The sequence below is a fragment of the Dorea sp. 210702-DFI.3.125 genome (genome assembly GCF_020560945.1).
Classification (GTDB): Bacteria; Bacillota; Clostridia; order Lachnospirales; family Lachnospiraceae; genus Dorea; species Dorea formicigenerans.
Genome location: NZ_JAJCNF010000035.1, coordinates 1 through 20,161 on the forward strand (window position 1 = coordinate 1; position 20,161 = coordinate 20,161).

Annotated in this window: 19 protein-coding genes, 1 riboswitch and 1 other annotated feature; of the genes, 2 read left to right on the forward strand and 17 right to left on the reverse strand. The window is 39.6% G+C overall.

All coding sequences use genetic code 11. The features are described from left to right. Positions 1-88: 88 nt before the first annotated feature. The 4 genes from LI164_RS13580 to LI164_RS13595 form a co-directional block, all read right to left on the reverse strand. The gene (locus LI164_RS13580) at positions 89-1,228 is read right to left on the reverse strand and encodes a 1-acyl-sn-glycerol-3-phosphate acyltransferase (RefSeq protein ID WP_005333931.1); all 1,140 of its coding nucleotides are present in this window, start codon (positions 1,226-1,228) and stop codon (positions 89-91) included. Further along, complete coding sequence (locus LI164_RS13585) at positions 1,225-2,856, reverse strand: class I adenylate-forming enzyme family protein (RefSeq protein ID WP_005333932.1); 1,632 nt, start codon at positions 2,854-2,856, stop codon at positions 1,225-1,227. The genes LI164_RS13580 and LI164_RS13585 overlap by 4 nt, the downstream gene beginning before the upstream one ends. A gap of 404 nt (positions 2,857-3,260) precedes the next feature. After that, complete coding sequence (locus LI164_RS13590) at positions 3,261-3,755, reverse strand: HD domain-containing protein (protein ID WP_005333934.1); 495 nt, start codon at positions 3,753-3,755, stop codon at positions 3,261-3,263. 95 nt (positions 3,756-3,850) lie between these two features. Further along, on the reverse strand, positions 3,851-4,516 hold the full coding sequence (locus tag LI164_RS13595; protein WP_081445675.1) for a Crp/Fnr family transcriptional regulator: 666 nt from the start codon (positions 4,514-4,516) through the stop codon (positions 3,851-3,853). A 98-nt stretch (positions 4,517-4,614) separates the two neighbouring features. Between LI164_RS13595 and LI164_RS13600 the strand changes: the two genes are divergently transcribed. After that, positions 4,615-5,334: a 4Fe-4S binding protein gene (locus LI164_RS13600; RefSeq protein WP_005333938.1), complete on the forward strand. Its 720-nt coding sequence runs from the start codon at positions 4,615-4,617 to the stop codon at positions 5,332-5,334. Between the two features lie 92 nt (positions 5,335-5,426). Here LI164_RS13600 and LI164_RS13605 read toward each other — a convergent pair whose 3' ends face one another. The 6 genes from LI164_RS13605 to LI164_RS13630 all read right to left on the reverse strand — a co-directional run bounded on the left by LI164_RS13605 (position 5,427) and on the right by LI164_RS13630 (position 10,176). After that, positions 5,427-5,564: a response regulator gene (locus tag LI164_RS13605; RefSeq protein ID WP_227087271.1), complete on the reverse strand. Its 138-nt coding sequence runs from the start codon at positions 5,562-5,564 to the stop codon at positions 5,427-5,429. A gap of 28 nt (positions 5,565-5,592) precedes the next feature. Beyond that, positions 5,593-6,213 carry a methylated-DNA--[protein]-cysteine S-methyltransferase gene (locus tag LI164_RS13610; protein WP_005333947.1) on the reverse strand — a complete coding sequence of 207 codons (621 nt, stop codon included), beginning with the start codon at positions 6,211-6,213 and terminating at the stop codon, positions 5,593-5,595. 64 nt (positions 6,214-6,277) lie between these two features. Further along, positions 6,278-7,519, reverse strand: a complete 1,242-nt coding sequence (gene thiH / locus LI164_RS13615; protein WP_005333949.1) for a 2-iminoacetate synthase ThiH — start codon at positions 7,517-7,519, stop codon at positions 6,278-6,280. Between the two features lie 72 nt (positions 7,520-7,591). Continuing rightward, positions 7,592-8,377, reverse strand: coding sequence for a thiazole synthase (locus tag LI164_RS13620; protein WP_040015665.1), 786 nt, complete (start codon positions 8,375-8,377; stop codon positions 7,592-7,594). A gap of 65 nt (positions 8,378-8,442) precedes the next feature. After that, the gene (gene thiS, locus LI164_RS13625; protein ID WP_005333953.1) at positions 8,443-8,646 is read right to left on the reverse strand and encodes a sulfur carrier protein ThiS; all 204 of its coding nucleotides are present in this window, start codon (positions 8,644-8,646) and stop codon (positions 8,443-8,445) included. 238 nt (positions 8,647-8,884) lie between these two features. Beyond that, positions 8,885-8,991: riboswitch (TPP riboswitch) on the reverse strand. Between the two features lie 69 nt (positions 8,992-9,060). Beyond that, on the reverse strand, positions 9,061-10,176 hold the full coding sequence (locus LI164_RS13630; protein ID WP_005333955.1) for a hypothetical protein: 1,116 nt from the start codon (positions 10,174-10,176) through the stop codon (positions 9,061-9,063). A gap of 171 nt (positions 10,177-10,347) precedes the next feature. Between LI164_RS13630 and LI164_RS13635 the strand changes: the two genes are divergently transcribed. Beyond that, complete coding sequence (locus tag LI164_RS13635) at positions 10,348-11,202, forward strand: YitT family protein (protein ID WP_040015553.1); 855 nt, start codon at positions 10,348-10,350, stop codon at positions 11,200-11,202. An 86-nt stretch (positions 11,203-11,288) separates the two neighbouring features. Here the strand turns inward: LI164_RS13635 and LI164_RS13640 are convergent, their stop codons facing one another. From LI164_RS13640 to LI164_RS13670, 7 genes are all read right to left on the reverse strand, one after another. Next, positions 11,289-12,356: a hypothetical protein gene (locus LI164_RS13640; protein ID WP_227087272.1), complete on the reverse strand. Its 1,068-nt coding sequence runs from the start codon at positions 12,354-12,356 to the stop codon at positions 11,289-11,291. Positions 12,357-12,532: 176 nt separating this feature from the next. Continuing rightward, complete coding sequence (locus tag LI164_RS13645) at positions 12,533-13,555, reverse strand: bile acid:sodium symporter family protein (RefSeq protein WP_005333961.1); 1,023 nt, start codon at positions 13,553-13,555, stop codon at positions 12,533-12,535. A gap of 148 nt (positions 13,556-13,703) precedes the next feature. After that, positions 13,704-13,947, reverse strand: a binding site (T-box leader). Positions 13,948-14,059: 112 nt separating this feature from the next. After that, complete coding sequence (locus tag LI164_RS13650; RefSeq protein WP_040015554.1) at positions 14,060-14,923, reverse strand: bifunctional 5,10-methylenetetrahydrofolate dehydrogenase/5,10-methenyltetrahydrofolate cyclohydrolase; 864 nt, start codon at positions 14,921-14,923, stop codon at positions 14,060-14,062. Between the two features lie 30 nt (positions 14,924-14,953). Then, entirely contained in the window at positions 14,954-15,604 is a 651-nt protein-coding gene (locus LI164_RS13655) for a cyclodeaminase/cyclohydrolase family protein (protein WP_105308917.1), read from the reverse strand. Positions 15,605-15,732: 128 nt separating this feature from the next. Further along, positions 15,733-17,457 (reverse strand): ABC transporter ATP-binding protein, encoded by a 1,725-nt coding sequence (locus LI164_RS13660; protein ID WP_005333965.1) that lies wholly within the window; start codon positions 17,455-17,457, stop codon positions 15,733-15,735. Positions 17,458-17,605: 148 nt separating this feature from the next. Further along, positions 17,606-18,667, reverse strand: a complete 1,062-nt coding sequence (gene trpS, locus LI164_RS13665) for a tryptophan--tRNA ligase (protein WP_117493999.1) — start codon at positions 18,665-18,667, stop codon at positions 17,606-17,608. A gap of 269 nt (positions 18,668-18,936) precedes the next feature. Beyond that, a complete protein-coding gene (locus tag LI164_RS13670) occupies positions 18,937-20,037 on the reverse strand; it encodes a DnaJ C-terminal domain-containing protein (RefSeq protein ID WP_227087273.1) in 1,101 nt (366 codons plus the stop codon). Positions 20,038-20,161: the final 124 nt, after the last annotated feature.

Here is a 20,161-nt window from a genome sequence, read left to right on the forward strand (position 1 = left end):
CTGTCTGTCTGTCTGTCTGTCTGTCTGTCTGTCTGTCTGTCTGTCTGTCTGTCTGTCTGCGAAATCATATTTCTCTCATTCTCCTTTGTCAAACTACTTTTTCATAAAAATATCGTCTCAAATTCTCTGCTACATTTTTCTTGTCGAAATCCAATTCCTTCTGGATATATTCCCTGCTGTTCAAGTTGGTTTCCTTCAGGACATTTTTCTTTAGTCGTAAACCACTCAGTGTTCTTACGACTGCTTCATATTCCCGCTCTTCGTCCGTTTTCTTGGTCAGATATTCTGCTTCAAATACATCGTGTTTCCAATTCAGCTTACGATATGTATCCATCACATAAAAATCCACAAAATAGTGTCCCATATCTCCATATTCATTTCTTTTCATCGGGACAAGATGACGTTCCATCATATGGTAAACTGCTGTTGCCATATGATCCCGTACATAGCTGCTCATGGATTTTATCCGATATTTTTCACTCTCTTCTTTTCCCGGATAATAATCCTGTATGTTCAAATCAAGATTTCTTACATCTATCGGATTCCCGACATCCAGATATGCCACGTTATTCTCATAATCTTTTACCAGGGCAACCGGAACAATCTTTTTTCCGGTCTTTAATGCCAGATTCACCGGACCGTCATAGAGTGGTTTAATCAATCTGTTTAAATCATAATTGTGCGAACCCTCTGGGAATATCAGAATGCTTTGTTTCTGTAATACCCTCTCCATTTTTGCCGGAAGCGCACTTCTTTCCTCTGGATTAAGAATGTCAAATACAATCATGCCATTTAACCAGGACAAGTACGCCTCAGGATTGTATCTTAAAGTTTCTACCGAGCCTAATATCAGATATGCATTTCTGTCAATAACATTCAACATAGTTTCAATGTCTTCCGGGCAGACATGACTTCCTACGAAAATATAGCTTTCCTCTTTATCCAGCTTGGGATATCGCTCGACAACAATATTGTTGGCATTCTTTTTCGTTGACAGTGGGTAATACGATAAAGGTATTCTGTCTGGTTTCAGATTTCCGTAATACTCTTCATCACTGGCGTAATCCGGTGTATCTTCCCTTATAATCGTTGCATTTGTAAAAATATTGCATAGTTTACGAAAAGCTCCGTTTGTCTTTCGTCTCAGGAAAAGACCAGTGTCAGTGGTAAAATGGTCTACATCTTTTGTATTCAGTTGGTTGATAAATAAATTTTTATAATGTTTCATCTGTTTTCTTTCTGATATTTTTCTTCAAGTTTTTTATAATCAATCTTATTGCTTTGTGTGTAAGGCATTTTTTCAATCAGCATAATCTTTTTAGGAATGGCATGCTCTGGCAAATGAGCCCTCGCAAATTCCAAGATTTTTCCTCTTACAGCTTCCTTTTCTAAACCAACTTTCACCCGAACAAATGCAATTGCAACATGAATTTTTTCTTGATCTGGCACAACTATCGTTCCACATTCAAGTACCTCTTCATTTTTTATCAATTCATTTTCGATTTGCATTGGGAATAACTTATATACATTGTTATCACTTCCTTTGGTCAGATAAATTTTCTTAATTCTTCCATGAAAGGTCAAAAAGCCTTCTTGATCTACGCTGCCCAGGTCACCTGTGTGTATCCATTTCTTGTTATCTGCATGTGTTTTTATAATATTGTCTGTTTCTTTTGGATTCTTAAAATATCCAGACATAATATTCGGTGCGTGGAAACAAACTTCTCCCACTTCATCGTATTTCTGCTCTTGTCCATCTTTAGGGTTTACAATTTTTACATTTACTTTTGGCAATGGAATGCCTAAAGTTCCCTCTTTATAGATCCCCGGCATTCCTGTACAGACCGTAGCACAGCACTCAGTCATTCCATATCCCGTCACATAGTTCCCACCATATCCTTTATCGTGTAAAAATGAATTGACTTTCTTTTCTTGCTCTATAGAGAGCGATTCCCCGCCGCCCGCAAATGTTGAAAGGAATTTCATATCCTTGATATTATTCTCCAACATCGCCTTTACAATTACCGGACCAGACACGAAATGTCGAGGCTTTATTCTATTAAACGCCTGAACTACTTTATTGGGTTCAATATCAATCCAAAGGGCTGATTCCATTCCCAGAGCTAATGGCAAGTGAATTCCAATACTAATTCCAAACCCCAAAAATGGCGGTATCATATCCATAAATATATCATTCATTCTGAAATCAAATGTTGTATACGAATACTGCTCTGCAACTGCATTTAAATTGTCATTGCTTAACACCACACCTTTAGGAATTCCAGTTGTTCCACTTGTATATACAATGACAGCCGGAGCATTTTTAGTGTATAACATTTCTTTTGCAACGACACCTTCTCCCAAAGACAAGAAATTCTTAAAACGGTATGTTTTCCCCAAAATATCCTTTTTATTCTTTAATCTATATGGGTATTTCAAATACCATGGCATACTGTCTGATACATCCAGTATAATTGTTTTAATATCGGGAAACTTTTTTTCAATTATTCTTCCCTTTTCCTGAATCATTGCAAAATAAATAAATGCCTTGGAATCTGTGCTTTTTATATTCTCAATTATTTCATTTGCAGATAATGTAAGATATACCATATTAGCAACTGCGCCAATCTTATTTAAACCATAAATTATATAAATCGTTTCCGGAGTATGCAAGGAAGCAATCGTGACAATATCTCCTTTTCTTATTCCTATTGCATAAAAAGCTTTCGCCACTTTATCAATATTTTCAAAGAACTCTCGATATGTTATTTTATTTCCAAAGTAATTTAATGCTATGCCATTCAGATTATTCGTATTCTTATTTTTTATATATTGTAAAACTGTACACTCCGGCAACTCTGCCTGAATTGCTTCCTCACTGTAATATTTCAGCCACGGCTTATCAATAGACGGAAATCCCGTCAGCTCATGCTCTCATTATCCTTTTTCTCCTCATCTATCTGTCAAGTATCTTTTTGTATACGCATCTGTTCTCATGAATATTCCGATACTACAAAAAGCCATTCTTAGCTACATATTTTGTGGCTGAAAATGGCTTCAATCTCTGCATTTTCTATATTCTTTTTGAGGAAAAAGTACACAGTTCAGACTTACTTGGACATTGTAATTTATAACCATCACCTATGTAGCTCCTTCCTGATAATAGACACTTTAACACATTTATTCTATCAAAAGTTTGATTTCCTTACAATAGAGAATATTTAGTATTTTCTCAGGATTTAATTTTTCTCTCTGGTGTGCTATCTGACGCCAATATCAAACATCTCCCTGCAAATCATTTTTCCACATGTTGTTTTGAAAATACTATGATAGGCTTTTATAGCTGCTTCCTTCGATAAACCATCCTCCATAATATTAACCAGGAAATCAGCTTCTACTAATATTTGATAATCAATTTCATTAATGTTATCATAAGTATGATGATGTGCGATCAGATACTGAACCCGATTAGATACATCTTGATCAAATCCTAATTCTCCGAGTAGCTTTTCTGCGATTGCCGGGCCTTCTTTTTCTTGTAATTTTCCATTGCAATTTCCATATTTTTCTTCACAGAAATGAATTCCAATATCATGTGTCAAAGCAGCTGCTTCAATGGTAAATAAACATTTCTCATCTACATTCTCCGTTTCTGCTATCAATTTTGCATAGCTATGCACTTTACAGAAATGTTGAATTCTCTTTGCATCTCCTTTATATAATTCAATCATTGCCAAATGTAATTTATTTATCATCTAAATTTTCCTCCTCTTGCACATTTTAACATCTCTCAAATTAATTCTATGTTTTCCATAATGTATATTACATTTTCATTCTTGAATCTGCATCTTTAAAAAACAGTCAATTCAAAATGATTTCGATTTGTTTTTATAAAACCTTCTTTTTGTAACTTTGATATCTCTGTAGACATTGCTGCTCTATCAATACAAAGATAATCCGCCAGTTGCTGCCGGTCAAAAGGAATATCAAAGGACAAAGACGAATGTCTGATGGACTCTGCAGACAGATATGATAATAGTTTATCCCTTGTCGTTCGCTTGCAAACATGTGTGATCTTATCGTTCAGGAGCAGTATCTTATTTGCCAGGACACTGACCAGGTTGCGGATCAGCTTCTGATGATGCTCGCATGCAGTTGGACAAGTGACCAGCAGCCTCTGGATATTTAGGAAAATAATCTCACAATCCTCATCTGCTACCACACTGATATTCAGAACAGCCCCCGGGCTTGCTGCATACGGTTCTCCAAAAAAATCGCCGGCATGGCATTTTGATAAAATATTCCGATGTCCCCATAAGTCTTCCTGAATCACAAGAACACAGCCTGACACCACGAGTCCCATTACTTCTGTAGAATCTGCTGCTCTGAAAATATAAGAATCTCTCTCTTTTGAAACTGCTGTTGCCTCTACACAATGCAAGATAGATAATATCTCGTCATCCGTAAGACCTTTAAAAAATGAACTGTTTTTTAGAATCGGTAAATATTTTTCCAAAATCATTCCTCCTGTTGGAAATCAAACATACAAGTTGTATTTATCATACTATAATTCTGATAGAAACAAAAGTTAAATGTTATTGATGGAGGGTAAAAATGATAAGAAAGATTATTCGAATCGATAAAGAAAAATGTAATGGATGTGGTGCCTGTGCAACTGCCTGTCACGAAGGTGCCATTGACATCATTAACGGAAAAGCAGAATTGGTAAGAGAACATTTCTGTGACGGACTTGGTGATTGTCTCCCGGAATGTCCTACCGGTGCCATTTCATTTGAAGAAAGAGAAGCACCTGCATATGATGAAGAAGCTGTGAAAGAAGCACAGAAAAAAATCGCCGTTCAAAAACAGGCAATGCCTCCTCACACCGGCTGTCCGGGATCTAAAATCATGCAGATCCGACGAACAGAAACACCAAAGTCTGAAGAACCATCTTCAGCTGCAGATTCAGTATCAAAACTTCAGAACTGGCCGGTACAGATTAAACTGGCTCCAGTCAGTGCACCTTATTTTAACAATGCAAAGCTTTTAATTGCAGCCGATTGTACTGCTTATGCTTACGCAAGCTTTCATCAGGATTTTATTCGGAATAAGGTAACATTAATTGGCTGTCCGAAATTAGATCAGGTGGATTATAGCGAGAAACTGACTGCAATCATTCAAAATAACAACATTCAAAGTGTAACCATCGTGAGAATGGAAGTTCCATGCTGCGGCGGTCTGGAAATGGCTGCCAAAAAGGCTCTTCAAAACAGCGGAAAATTTATTCCCTGGCAGGTTGTAACGATAAGTATTGATGGAAACATTATGGAATAAAAAGGATTATTAGTTTTAGTTAACTGTATATTCTAAAAAGCCGTGTGAAACATAACTGTAATTTCACACGGTTTCTTTTCTTATGTATTTAGTTATTGTTTCATCATAATTTCTACTAATGTCGACAGCAGCTTATCAACCTGGATCGGCTTTGCTACATGACCATTCATTCCAACAGAAAGAGCCTTTTGTGTGTCCTCTGCGAACGCATTCCACATCTTAAACGGCACGTTGGGTTCTTTTACTTTTTATTTTTTGTTATATCCCATATTTTTTTAAATCTACTTTTCCATCGATTACCTCAATCCCGTCTGCTTCCAGCAATTGTGCCTGCACACTTTCTCCTCCAAAGGCAAATGCACCGGCTAATTCTCCTTTCGCATTGACCACACGAAAGCAAGGAATATGTTCCGGATCCGGATTCTTATGAAGCGCATTTCCAACTGCTCTTGCCATCTTTGCATCTCCTGCCAGCTCTGCAACTTTACCATAAGTCGCAACATGACCTTTGGGAATCTTTTTCACTGCCTCATAGATTCTTTTTGTCGGGCTGTCCGTAATCAGATCATAGCTCTCGGAAATCATTCTTTGAATCTCATTTTCAGGAATAGAACCATCTAAAATGATGGTATTCCAATGTTCTTTATTCTGATGATACCCTGCAATAACAGAGGCATAAGTACTGCGCCAGAAATCTCTCCACTGCGGATCAACTTTAACATTTAAATTAACATATCCATTTCTTTCATAAATCCATAAAAATGTTTTCTTACTTCCTTTTACTCTTACCAGCTGCCAGCCCTGATCGCGAAATGGTCTTTCTTCATACACATTCGGGAAAGATAGCGCATACTGCAAAACTTCTTCTCGCGTTCTCATACTAAAAACCTCCGTTCCCTACAATCATAAAAAAATTATTTATTTGTAATCTGACATTTCACATCTACAAATATATATAATCATTCATAACTGGCTGTAAACCATTCTTTTTCAGCGCATCGAATACTTCATCCACCGTTCTTCCGTCTGAAATCTCAAACTGGTCGTCACCTTTATCTTCGATATCTTCCACATGACTTCCAATTCCTGTGCTGACTCCTGCGGATATCTTGGTCGCTGCAATGTTTACCAGATTATCACGAACACGGGCACATTCTCTTGTAGACACCGTAATACTTGCAAATGGCATGAACAGACGATATGCACAGACTACCTGAAGTAACTGCGGCTCATGAACATCCATCGGGTTAATGCGATCATTATTGATGATCGGACACAATCTTGGACAAGAAAATGCAATCTCTGCATGCGGATATTTTCTTTGAAGCAAATATGCATGATAACCTGTCGCAAAAGCATCTTTGCGGAAATCATCCAGTCCAAGAAGTGCCGCAAAACCAACACCTCGCATGCCACCCTTAAGTGCACGTTCTTGTGTGTTCAATCTATATGGAAAAATCCTTTTATGTCCTGCTAAATGTAATGTTTCATACTTATCTGAATTGTAAGTCTCCTGGAAGACTGTCACATAATCTGCTCCGCATTTATGAAGGTATGCATACTCATCCGAATTCATCGGATATACTTCAAGACCTACCACTTTAAAATATTTTCGTGCAATCTCGCATGCCTTTCCAATATACTCCACATTAGATTTTGTCTTACTCTCACCTGTAAGAATCAATATTTCCTGAAGTCCGGTCTTGGCAATAGCAGCCATCTCTTTTTCAATCTCTTCTTCATTAAGCTGTGCACGGCGAATCTTATTATGACAGTTGAATCCACAGTAAATACAGTAATTTTCACAGTAGTTTGCAATATAAATTGGCGTAAACATATACACACTGTTTCCAAAATGCTTTCTTGTTTCAATCTGTGCTTGCTGCGCAATCTCCTCTAAAAGCGGAAGTGCTGCCGGCGAAAGCAGTGCCTGAAAATCCTCTGGTGTCCGGTTATCATGCGCCAGTGCTCTTCTTACATCTGCTTCTGTATATTTATCATAATCATATGCTTTCATTGCAGAAATAACCTGGTCCATCACATCAGATTCTTCCAACTGCTCCATATCCGGAAGATACTTCATATGATCGATACGATTCTTTTTCATATCTTCCAGTATTTCTTCATTTACAATACTTTCATTAAAATGACCATCTTTTTTACTGGTCTGCATTGTTTCTACCATCGCTGTTACATTGATCCTCTCGTATATCTTTTCTTGTATATCTTTATACTTGTATTCTGTTATCAGTGCAATTTACTCATGCAAAAATCCTGTTAATGGTGAAGACGCACTTGCTCCTTTATCCAGTATTCTTCCTAATCCGGAAAGATAAGCACTTCTTCCTGCCTCAATTGCCTTTTTAAACGCTTCAGCCATAACCTGGACATCTCCTGCTGTCGCAATAGCAGTATTGGCCATCACTGCTGACGCACCCATTTCCATAGCTTCACATGCCTGTGACGGACGACCGATTCCTGCATCAACGATAATTGGAAGATCAATCTCATCAATAAGAATCTGGATAAACTCTTTTGTACAGATTCCCTTATTTGAACCGATTGGAGAACCAAGAGGCATCACACAGGCTGCCCCTGCATTTACCAGATCTCTGGCTGCATTCAAATCCGGATACATGTATGGCATAACAACAAACCCTTCTTTTGCAAGGATCTCTGTTGCCTTGATTGTCTCGTAATTATCCGGAAGAAGGTATTTCGAATCGTGAATAACTTCAAGCTTTACAAAATCTCCACAACCCAGCTCTCTGGAAAGTCTTGCAATACGGACTGCTTCCTGCGCATTTCTGGCACCGGATGTATTCGGAAGAAGTGTTACGTCCTTCGGCACATAATCCAGAATATTAGCAAGTCCGCCTTCATTAGCACGGCGCAAAGCAAGTGTTACGATCTGTGCTCCTGCTTTTTCAATACATGCTTTCATAAGCTCCAATGAAAATTTTCCAGATCCCATAATAAAACGGGAAGTAAATTCATGTCCTCCCAGGATTAATTTGTCTTCATTTGTGTTTGTTGTTGTCATTTTTTTATCCACCTTTCTTTGTTTACTCATAAATTATAATACCTGCTATTCGCATATCGTGAAGCTTAGAAGCTTCCGCCGCCCATAAAATGCAGAATCTCTACAACATCTCCATCTTTCAGTACAGTTGTATCGTAATTTTCTCTTTTGATGATCTCCTCATTCAATTCTACTACTACCTGCACCGGAATATAATTACATGCTTTCAAGTATTCCGTTACTGACACTGGTTTTTCCAATGTTCTGTTCTCTCCATTGACTGTAATCATGGCTGCTCCTTTCCGGAAATGCGAGTGCGCATCCTGCCGGAGGCTTTTTATATAAAAGGAAATGTAATTTCCTATTATATAAAACAGAGTTCACAAAGAAATACACCCGCGGTGGTGCACCCCTTCATGAACTCTGTTCACTCTCAAAATTTCCTATATTCTATGATTCGCACCTGGCTTAGAAGAAAAGACGTGGTTTCCTATGCATAATAAAGGAGATACACCAATGTATCTCCCGTAACATTATCTTATACGTTCCTACGTTGGCATTATCCAAATCAGGTTCTGGGTCGAAGTTGAAGACTTCCTCTCAGCCTGCTATCACAAGCTCCCCTTTTATTTACAATGCCTAGTATAAATCGATTTTTATTTTGTGTCAAGAGCACTCGGTAATTTCTTCGTTGCTTTCTTCACCTACTTATCTATAAACACGGATATTTTTATCTCCGTCTCGTCTCTTGTATAGACGATGCCATGAATATACTTGCCATCATCAGTCACTTTGCTGATGATATTGTCATAGCATGTTTCTCCTTTATACTGATACTGCTTGACTAACTGAGCTTCTTTCACTTCTTTCGTGTCCAGTTTTTCCACCGGAAAATACACATATACTTTTTCAGAATTTGTGTCAAATGCATAGGCACTGGCTACCTGCTTCGCATCAATAAATCCATTTCCATTCCAATTCTCCTGTGAATCCAGACTGGTTTTTTCAAGTATGATCTGATCCTTTGGATTTTCTGTAATCAGGATAATATCATCCTGAATTTTTTTCTCACATTTTACATAGGTATCTTCACCCGCACCCACAACACGATATCCATTCATCAGATACAGTTGATTCTCTATTCCATTTTCAATCGGCCAGCCAGCCAGATTATAATATGGACACCGAACCGTCTGATATGCTTCCCGGCTCTCGTAATCCGTAAGCAATATTGTATCAACGCCTGTCTTCTGGCTTATCTGCGATACAGGAATCTGCTCTACGTCCTGATTGGCATAAGATACAACAGCTCTTGCAGATTCCTTCTGCAAGACTTCTGCCAGATTTTCCCCATCATAAAATGTGTGGATCATTCCATTTTTTTCATCTTTTACCGTTCCATACTCACCATAACATACATAGGCACTCTCTGCGTGAAGTCCTGTGATGTTATACATTTCTTGTGCAAATGCTGTGGCAATCTCCTGAAACTGATAATTATCAAGCCCGTCCGTATTCTTTTTCTGTCCTGATATCGCAACTAAAAAATCTGCCCCCTTGTACTTCATTTTCACGAATACATTTCCGGTGGGAGCAGGGAAAAAATCCGGCACCGGACTTGAACTGTATTTCTCACAGTTTATCTCTGTAATCTTTGCATCGATTCCATATTTTTCTCTTATATAATTTTTCGCATTTTCCCGTCCTTGCTTTTCATAACGCTTCATTTCTCTCTTTTCTTCCAGCGTATAGTCACAACCTGTCACTGTGACCATTATCAAAGCAAGAAGGATCCAATAAACGGCTTTTCTTTTTCCCATACATCTCCTCCCAATCCATCCCCTCATTTGCTATTACTTTTTTAATTATACTGCTCTTTATAAATCTCTGTCAATTTTATACAACAGACACCTTGTTATTCCACACAGAACCAGTTAAAATATACTTTGCAAATGAATGTTGCAAATGTTATTTGTGGGGGATTGTTACATATGAATAAGAAAAATCAATACACAGACTCTGTAAAGGAAACGTTGATTCTGACGCTTGCTGTGGCAATTATTGCCGCTGCAGTCTACTTCTTCCTTGTACCAAGCCACGCTTCTGTCAGCAGTATCTCTGGTCTTGGAATCATTCTGTCAAACTTTGTACCGCTTCCATTGTCAGCAATCACTATGATTTTAAATGTAGTGCTTCTGATTATCGGATTCTTTACATGCGGTCGGGAATTCGGAGCAAAAACTGTCTATACAAGCATTATGCTTCCACTGTTTCTGGGGCTTTTCGAAAAGATTTTCCCGGATTTTTACTCCATGACCGACAGCCAGGAACTGGATGTACTCTGTTATATACTGGTCGTAAGCGTCGGACTTGCAATTTTGTTCAATCGAAATGCCTCTTCTGGCGGACTGGATATTGTTGCCAAAATCATGAACAAATATCTGCATATGGATCTCGGAAAAGCCATGTCACTGTCCGGTATGTGTGTGGCTCTGTCCGCAGCACTTGTGTACGATAAGAAAACTGTAGTTTTAAGTGTCCTCGGTACTTATTTTAACGGAATCGTACTGGATCACTTTATCTTCAATCAAGATATGAAACGGCGCGTCTGCATCATCACCCAGAAAGAAGAAGAGCTGCGCCACTTCATTTTATATGAACTGCACAGCGGGGCTACTATCTATGAAGCCATCGGTGCTTACACAATGGAAAAGCATAACGAAATTATCACCATTGTGGATAAAACAGAATACCAGAAATTGATGAAATACATCAATCAGGTGGATCCTAAGGCGTTTATCACAATCTACAAAGTTTCCAATATGCGGTATCAGCCAAAAATTTAGTACACATTCTATATGACAAAAAATTGCTCAGACCTTACACGGTCTGAGCAATTTTTCTGTCATATGAGTTCTCACTCTTTCTTTTCCTACCAGTCGGTATACAAATCAATATTACCTTTTCCACTTCCACTATCATAGACTTTTCCAGCTCCAAGAGAGGTCTCGACCACGGTTCCTTTTGGATAGTCATCACTGGCAAGTACAATATAACCATCTTTGTCACGGATTGTTCCGTCACTCGCAATATGACGTCCCGGAATGTTAAGTCCTGCTCCCGGAAGTACCTTCTGTGAATAATAGGTTTCAGTATGTCCGTTAAACCAGATTCTCCCTTTGGATGGGGTCAGACCACCGGAAGGAATATTATACTTTCCATTACTGGAACTGCTCCCGGAGTTATTATTACTTCCGGAATTAGAAGGTTTGGAAGGGCTGTTATTATTGGAACTGCTTCCGGAAGTATTATTTCCAGTGGAAGCTGATGCCTGCTTTGCCGCTTCTTCCTGTGCTTTTTTCTGCGCTTCTTCCTCCTGCTTTGCCTGTGCCTCACGCGCTGCCTGAAGCTGCGCATTCACAGTCGCAAGATCTGTGGAAGTTGCTGCTGCTTTCGCCTGAAGATTCTGCTGCTCAGTATTTAACTGACTCTGTAAATCTGTCAGTTCCTGCTGCTGGCTCTTAAGATCCTCTTCCTGCGTCTCGATACCTTGACGTATCTCCATCATGTTCTCCAACATTTCCTTATCATAATCGGTAATGTTCTGAATGAACTCGGCTTTGTTGAGGAAGTCTCCCATACTGTCTGCAGTAAACAGCATAGTGATCATTGTCTCTGAACCATTTTCATACATGTACTTAATACGAGTCTTCATCGTTTCATACTGCTTTTCCTCGTTATTACGAGAAATCTGAAGTGATGCCTCCAGGCGGTATACTTCATTGTTCGACTCTTCAATTTCCGCTTCTGTCTCAGCAATCTTATTGCTGAGCGTAACCAAATCCTGATTAATCCCTTCCAGTTGACTTTGAAGATTACTGGTCTTATCTTCGAGGCTTTTGACCTCCGCTGCATGCACCGGCATTGCTGACAGTGCGACACCGAACGCACAGACAAAGGCTGCCCCGCGTCTTGCGATCCGTTTCTTATGCATGTTCATAAATGTAATCCTTTCTTGTTTGTTTTGGGGTTAACACTAAGACATTATATACTATTTTTTCAAAAAGAACAACCTTTCTTTGCGCAGCACGTTTTTTCAGGGCTCTCTGACTACACAAAAAGCTGCCTTGTTTCGAGTCTTTCCGACTGTTTCCCGGCAGCTTTTTTTTAATATTTTTACTGTTCTGTAACTACTTTTCCAGCAGCTTTTTCTTTCTTTTTATCATACATTGCAAACATTCCTGCAAGTAATGTTCCTGAGATAGAATGCCATGTACAGGAGACTGCACAGATGATTGCTGACTCCGGTGTGGACGCGAACTGCGCTGTCGTTGTAGCAAGATTTGTGGCGAGTCCTGCGTTCTGCATTCCGACTTCGATCGCTATCGTTCTCTTTTTGGATGTGTTCATTCCAACCAGTTTTCCTGCACCGTATCCGAACAGATATCCAAGTCCATTGTGAAGCAGTACTGCAACAAAGATTACAACGCCGGACTGGAAGAATTTTGATCCCTGTGAAGATACAACACCACCAACAACACATGCAAGTCCAAGAACTGCAACCCCTGGCATCATCTGCTGGATCTCATGGAACATTTTCTTCTTACCATACAGATAATTCAGTAAAAATCCAAATCCTACAGGAAGGATTACTGTCTCAATGATAGATACGAACATTGGAAGTCCTTTGATCGTAATCTGAGTTCCTCTTGCGAGAAATGATACCATAAGCGGTGTCATAACCGGGGAAACCAGTGTAGATACTGTTGTCATTCCTACAGAAAATGCTACATCTCCACCACACAGATAAGACATGATATTGGAAGATACGCCTCCTGGGCAGCAGCCTACCAAAATCAGTCCAAGTGCGATTCCGTCAGGAAGATGTAATAACTTCGTCAGTGCAAATGCCAGAAATGGCATGATCAGATACTGTGCGATTGCACCTACACAGATATCAAATGGACGCTGTGCCAGTATCTTAAAATCTTCTGTTGTCAGTGTCAGCCCCATGCTGAACATGATGACACCAATGATAATAGACTGACTGGTGAATTTATTGGCTACCATATCTGTGAACAGGGCATAATTGACCCACCCCATCATAGATGGTACGAAAAATGTAACAATCGCAATTGCGATTACTACAACCGACGTGTAATCTGATAAAAATTTGCTTGCTTTTTGTAATGCTTTCATTTTCAAGTCCTCCTTAAGCTATTACATGTCCACCAAAACTACTCTCATTCCCTGCATATTTGCATAGTATACAATGAAATCACTCTGACACATTCCGGGATTACATATTTTCACTAATGCAAAAAGCCCCTTCCCAGACCATAGTCTGAAAAGGGACGAATAGAATTCCGCGTTACCACCCTGATTCCGTAAAATACAATACTTTACGACACTCTGTCACGTACTAACATACGCTTTCCCTGTAACGGAGGATACCGGCGAGGTCTACTGATATAACTTTCAACCCGCTTCTCAGAGAGGATATCCTTATCTTGCTACTGCCTGCTTACACCACACACAGGCTCTCTGTGAAATAACAATTGATACGGCATTGTTCTCATCAACGAATTTCGGTGAACTAATATTTATTTACAAATTGATATTATATACTTATGAGCAGAAATTTCAAGAAGTAATTTTAACCTTTTTCTTGATGTTTTTTAACCTTTTCACATATTTGTAATACTATTTCTCACTGGCTTCCATTTTCAAAAGTGCCGCATTTACCACATGCTCCACCAAAATTGAAGTCGTGACTCCGCCAACTCCTCCTGGAACCGGTGTAATTGCATCTACAATCGGTTCTGCCTCATCAAATGCTACGTCTCCGCACAGATTGCCTTCTTCGTTCACATTGATTCCCACGTCAATAACAACCTGTCCCGTTCTTAAATGTTCTTTCTTTATAAATCCTGCACTTCCTGCTGCCGCAACTACGATATCTGCAGCCTGTACTTCCTGCTTTATATTCTTAGTCTTTGTATGACAGACTGTAATTGTTGCATTTTTCTTCAGAAGCATCATAGATACCGGCTTTCCAACTACAAGGCTTCGTCCTACGATCACTGCTTTTTTCCCGGTACAGTCAATTCCATAATGGTCCAGGATCCTGATACATGCACTTGCGGTACACGGCGCATAGCCCATCTCTTTTCCGGCAAATATACCTGCCATGGAAAGATTGGTAATTCCATCTACGTCCTTTTCTACAGCCAATGTATTTAAGATTTTCTCTTCGTCCAGATGAGATGGCAACGGGCGGAAAACCAATACTCCGTGAATATCTTCCGCCTTGTTTAGTTTCTGGATCGTATCAATCACTATTTCTTCCGTTACATCTTCCGGAAGCAGAAACTTTTCATATGCCACAGATAATTTTTCGCAACGCTTTACAGCATTGCGCTCGTATGCAATATCATCCTGTTTTTCACCAATTCGGATAATTCCAAGTTTCGGCATCACTTGATGCTCTTTTAATGTTTTTACTTTTTCTTCAATCTCCTCATTCAATGAAGCAGTTACTTCTTTACCTAACAGTATCTGTGCCATTTTGCGATTCTCCTTTTTCATTACCGTGACTTAACGAATCTCATTGCATACGTTTTCAAATATTTCATCTGCCTTCTTCTCATAAGTTTTTCTGAGACTGTCTGTCTCATCATTCAACTGTTGAGCTAATACACGATCTTTCATAGATTTTGTGTTAATATAAATGTTCAATGACGCGCCCTGCAGTGCAGACTTCAAAAGTGTTGCTCCGACTCCTGCATCACTAAGTGCAATCCGGCTTCCTTTTTCAGCAAACTCTTTCATCAGGTCTAATCCTCTTGCACAGGTTTTCATAATTTCAAGCGGTACTTCACATGCATCTTTTAACACAACTGCCATAACTTCTTCCTTTTTTGCAAGTTCTTCCGGCGTACTCTTTGGCAGACTGTACGCTTTACTTAATGGTTCAAAGACCTCGGCATCTTTTGCCACAAGTTCAAGAAGCCGCTTTGTAATTTCATCTGCTTCTTTTTTACAACGGATAATATCTTCTTCTACATCTGCATAACGCTTCTTACCGACAGTAAGACTTCCCACCATATTGCCGAGTGCCACTCCGATTGCTCCAACTAAAGCAGACGCTCCGCCGCCTCCCGGAATCGGGGCACTGCTTGCAAGGACATCAATAAAATCCTTGCATGAGTTTTCCGTAAAATCTATCTGTTTGTCTAATGAACTCATAGTACGTACCTCATTCTCTAAATACTTTAAATCATAAAGATTGTTATTATAATAACATTTTCTAAGTGACACATCAATTTCCATATTATCTAAATCTATGTGCCAATTTTATCTACATTTTGTAAAAACTATGACATTTCATAATAATGTGCATAAATACCACCACGTGCGATTAACTCATCGTGTGTTCCACGCTCTGCTATTCCATTGTCAGCAACGACCAGAATCTCATCTGCATTACGGATTGTGGACAAACGATGTGCAATTGTAATGGTTGTACGATTCTTTGCCAACTCTTCAAGACTCTGCTGGATCCAACGTTCACTTTCATTGTCCAATGCACTGGTCGCCTCATCCAGAATCAGGATTGGCGGATTCTTAAGGAAAACTCTGGCAATAGAAATTCTCTGCTTCTGTCCACCGGAAAGCCGGGTTCCTCTTTCTCCGACAAATGTTTCATATCCATCCGGAAGTTCCATAATAAAGTCATGGATATTGGCTTTCTTTGCCGCATCTTCAATCTCTTCCATCGTAGCGTCAGGCTTACCATATGCAATATTTTCACGGATACTTCCACAGAAAAGATAAACATCCTGCTGCACAAGACCAATCTGATTACGCAGACTCTCAAGGGTCAGCTTTCTCACATCTTTTCCGTCAACCGTAATCTTTCCACCTGTTACATCGTAAAATCTTGGAAGCAGGGAACAAATTGTTGTCTTGCCACTTCCAGAAGGACCAACCAACGCAATTGATTTTCCAGCCGGAATATGGAACGATACATTTTCCAGAACCGGCGTATCATCATCACTATAATGAAAGAAAACATTTTCATAATTCACATCTCCCTTCACGTCATCAAGCAGCTCTGCATCCGGTGCATTCGTAATCTCAGGCTCTGTCTCGACCACGTCCAGAAATCTCCGAAATCCGGACAGACCTTTCTGCATCATCTCAGTCAGCTCCACAAGAATCTGAATCGGACTGATAAAGATTCCGATATAAAGCGCATACATAGCAAGATCAGATACTTCCATCTGACCATGGGCTATGAGCCAGCCTCCAAATACAAGCGTAATCAGATACATCATGCCCTGAAAGAACAGATTTCCACTCATAAAGCTTCCCATACACTGATAGTTCGCTTTCTTAGATAAAAGAAATCCATGATTGCTCTCCATGAACTTCTCCCGCTCAATCTCTTCATTTGCAAAAGACTGTACGACACGGATTCCAGCAAGCGTATCCTGCAAACTGGAATTCACGTTCCCGATTTTCTGCCTGTTATCCATAAATGTTGTCTGCATCTTCCGGTTCTGGCTGCCCGAAAAGAAAATCATAAATACAACCATTACAAGAAGCGGGATCGCAAGCTTCCAGTTGATCAGGAATAAAAATACAAAAGAGCCGATAATTTTAATCAGCGAGATAAATAAATTCTCCGGTCCGTGATGCGCAAACTCCGCAATATCAAACAGATCCGATACCAGTTTACTCATCATCTGTCCGGAATTGTTCTGATCATAATAAGAAAACGATAATTTTTCATAATGATCAAATAATTGTTGGCGCATATCGCGCTCCATGTGCGCTCCCATCATATGCCCCTGATAGCTGACATAATATTTACAACATGCCTGAAGAACATAAATCAAGAACAACACAATCCCAATCGGTACAAGATTACGCATAATTGAAGACGCATTTTTCACAAACAACGTCCTCGTAAGTGTCCGTAAAATCTGAGGAAAAGCCAGATCCACCAGGCTGATTATCGCTGCACAGACAAGATCTAAGAAAAAAACAGCTTTGTACGGCGTATAATATTGAATAAATCTCTTTAACGTATGCATTTAAAAACCTCTTTCTACCCAAAATCGCTAGTAATATTATATATACAATTTTGAAAATATATAATTGGGGACGGGGTTTTTTCAAAAAAACCCCGTCCCCAATTAAACTTTAACCTGTCCCTTTTTGTAATCGTCAAAACAATTCCAATTATTTCAAAAAGTCTGGATCTTCAAAATAGTTTATCTTCATAGAATTTTTTACATCTCGAAGTGTTTCTGCAGCTTTTGCCTCTGCAACCTTGCTTCCTTCTTTGAGAATGTCGTATACATCCGGAAGTCTCTTCTCCCATGATTTTCTTCTCTCGCGGATTGGTGCAAGTTCTGCCTGCATTACATTGTTCAGGAATTTTTTTACTTTTACATCTCCAAGTCCACCGCGTTTGTAATGTTCTTTCAGTTCCTCCAGGTTTGCATAATCTGGAAGAAATTCGTCTACATATTCCTGCTTGCAGAATGCATCAAGATAAATGAATACCGGGTTGCCTTCTACCTGCCCTGGATCTTCGACTCTTAAGTGATTCGGATCTGTGAACATGGACATAACTTTTTTCTTAATGTCTTCTGCTTCATCTGACAGGTAAATACAATTTCCAAGTGATTTACTCATCTTTGCCTTACCGTCGATTCCCGGCAGTCTCAGGCATGCTTTGTTAGATGGAAGAATAATATCTGGCTCTGTCAGTGTCTCACCATACACGCTGTTGAATTTGTGTACGATTTCTTTACACTGCTCCAGCATCGGCAGCTGATCCTCTCCTACCGGTACAGTTGTTGCACGAAACGCCGTGATATCTGCTGCCTGACTGATCGGATAGCAGAAAAATCCGACCGGAATGCTTGCCTCAAAATTTCTCTGCTGAATCTCGGCTTTTACTGTAGGGTTCCTCTGTACCCTGGACACTGTAACCAGATTCATATAATAAAATGTAAGCTCTGTCAGTTCCGGAACCATAGACTGAATGAAAATATTAGATTTTGCCGGGTCGATTCCGCAAGCAAGATAATCCAGTGCCACATTCATAATATTCTGTCTTACTTTCTCTGGATGTTCCGCATTGTCTGTCAATGCCTGAGCATCTGCAATCATAATATAGATTTCATCATAATCACCGGAATTCTGCAATTTCACACGCTCCTGCAGTGATCCTACATAATGTCCCACATGAAGACGTCCTGTTGGTCTGTCACCGGTTAAGATAATTTTCTTCATTTTTTGTTCTCCTTAGCATATATTTTACATAATCTGTATCCATATACAATTACATGTCTTTATAATCTGCCCGCTTTCCTTATATTATCTATGCTTAAAGCGTAGATTCAAAGCAAGCAATATCTACGCAAGCAATATCTACGCAGGCAATATCTTTGTTCATTATAAGCTTTTCTTAAGAAAGCGTCAATACACGAACACAGTAATTCGTTAAACTGTAGGTTTAGGTTTATCCTGTAAATCTATATTATAAATCTATTCTTTTATTATTATGCTACACCTTGTTGTCCTTTCTTACATGCTACTTCGAATTCTCTTAATTTTCTTTTTGCTTCTTCGCTCAGATTTCCAGGCACATCAATCTGGACCGTCACATATTGATCTCCATGCTGATTCTTATCTTTCATAGAAACAATTCCTTTGCCTCTCAAACGAATCTTTGTTCCGGACTGAGTTCCCGGATTAATCTTACACAATACATTTCCGTGAAGTGTCTCAACCTTCGCCTCACCGCCAAGTACTGCTGTTGTGAATGGAACTCTGACTGTTGTGTAAACATCCATGCCCTTCCGTTCATATCCTGGTTTTGATGCGACTTTCACTTTCAGAAGAAGATCTCCTGCTTTTCCGCCATTGATTCCCGGATTTCCTTTTCCGCGAAGCCGAATACTCTTACCCGTATCAATGCCGGCCGGAATCTTTACCTTCAATGCTTTGCCTACTGCTTTGCCATTATTTTCCGTCAAATGTATGACTTTCTCACAACCAAAGGCAGCTTCGTCAAATCCTACTGTAATTTCTGCTGTAACATCTGCTCCGTCCTGGCTGTAATTTCCATACGATCCACTTTCGCCAAAGCCACTTCCACTAAAGCCGCTTCCTCCAAAGCCACTTCCACTAAAACCAGTGCCGCCAAAGCCACTTCCACTAAAGCCACTCCTTGATCCTTTCGAAGAACTTCTTGCAGCGCCGCCAAAGCCACCAAAGCTTCCTCCAAAAATGTTCTTCAGGAAATCGTCCATATCGCCATTTCCTTCAAAATGATATTCATGGAATGTACCGTCCGGTCCTGCATACTGGTAAGTACCGCCTCCATTTCTGCTATAAGCGCCACCATAAGCACCACCTGCTGCACCGCTTCCATCGAATGCAGCATGACCAAACTGGTCATACATTTTTTTCTTTTCCGGGTCACTTAATATATTGTAGGCTTCTGTTGCTTCCTTGAAGCGCTCTGCCGCCTGTGCATTTCCCTGATTTGTATCCGGGTGGTATTTTTTTGCCAGTTTCCGATATGCCTTTTTTATTGTGTTCTTGTCTGCATCCCGGCTAACTCCTAGGACTTCATAATAATCTCTTTTTGCTGACATAATCTGTTCCTCCCTTAGTTTGCTGTTTTTCATATTCAAGAATGTCTGCAGATTGTATTCTGATACCCTCTGATATCTTAAATTACCCCACAGGAATTTACCTGTGGGGTAATCATATCTGCCA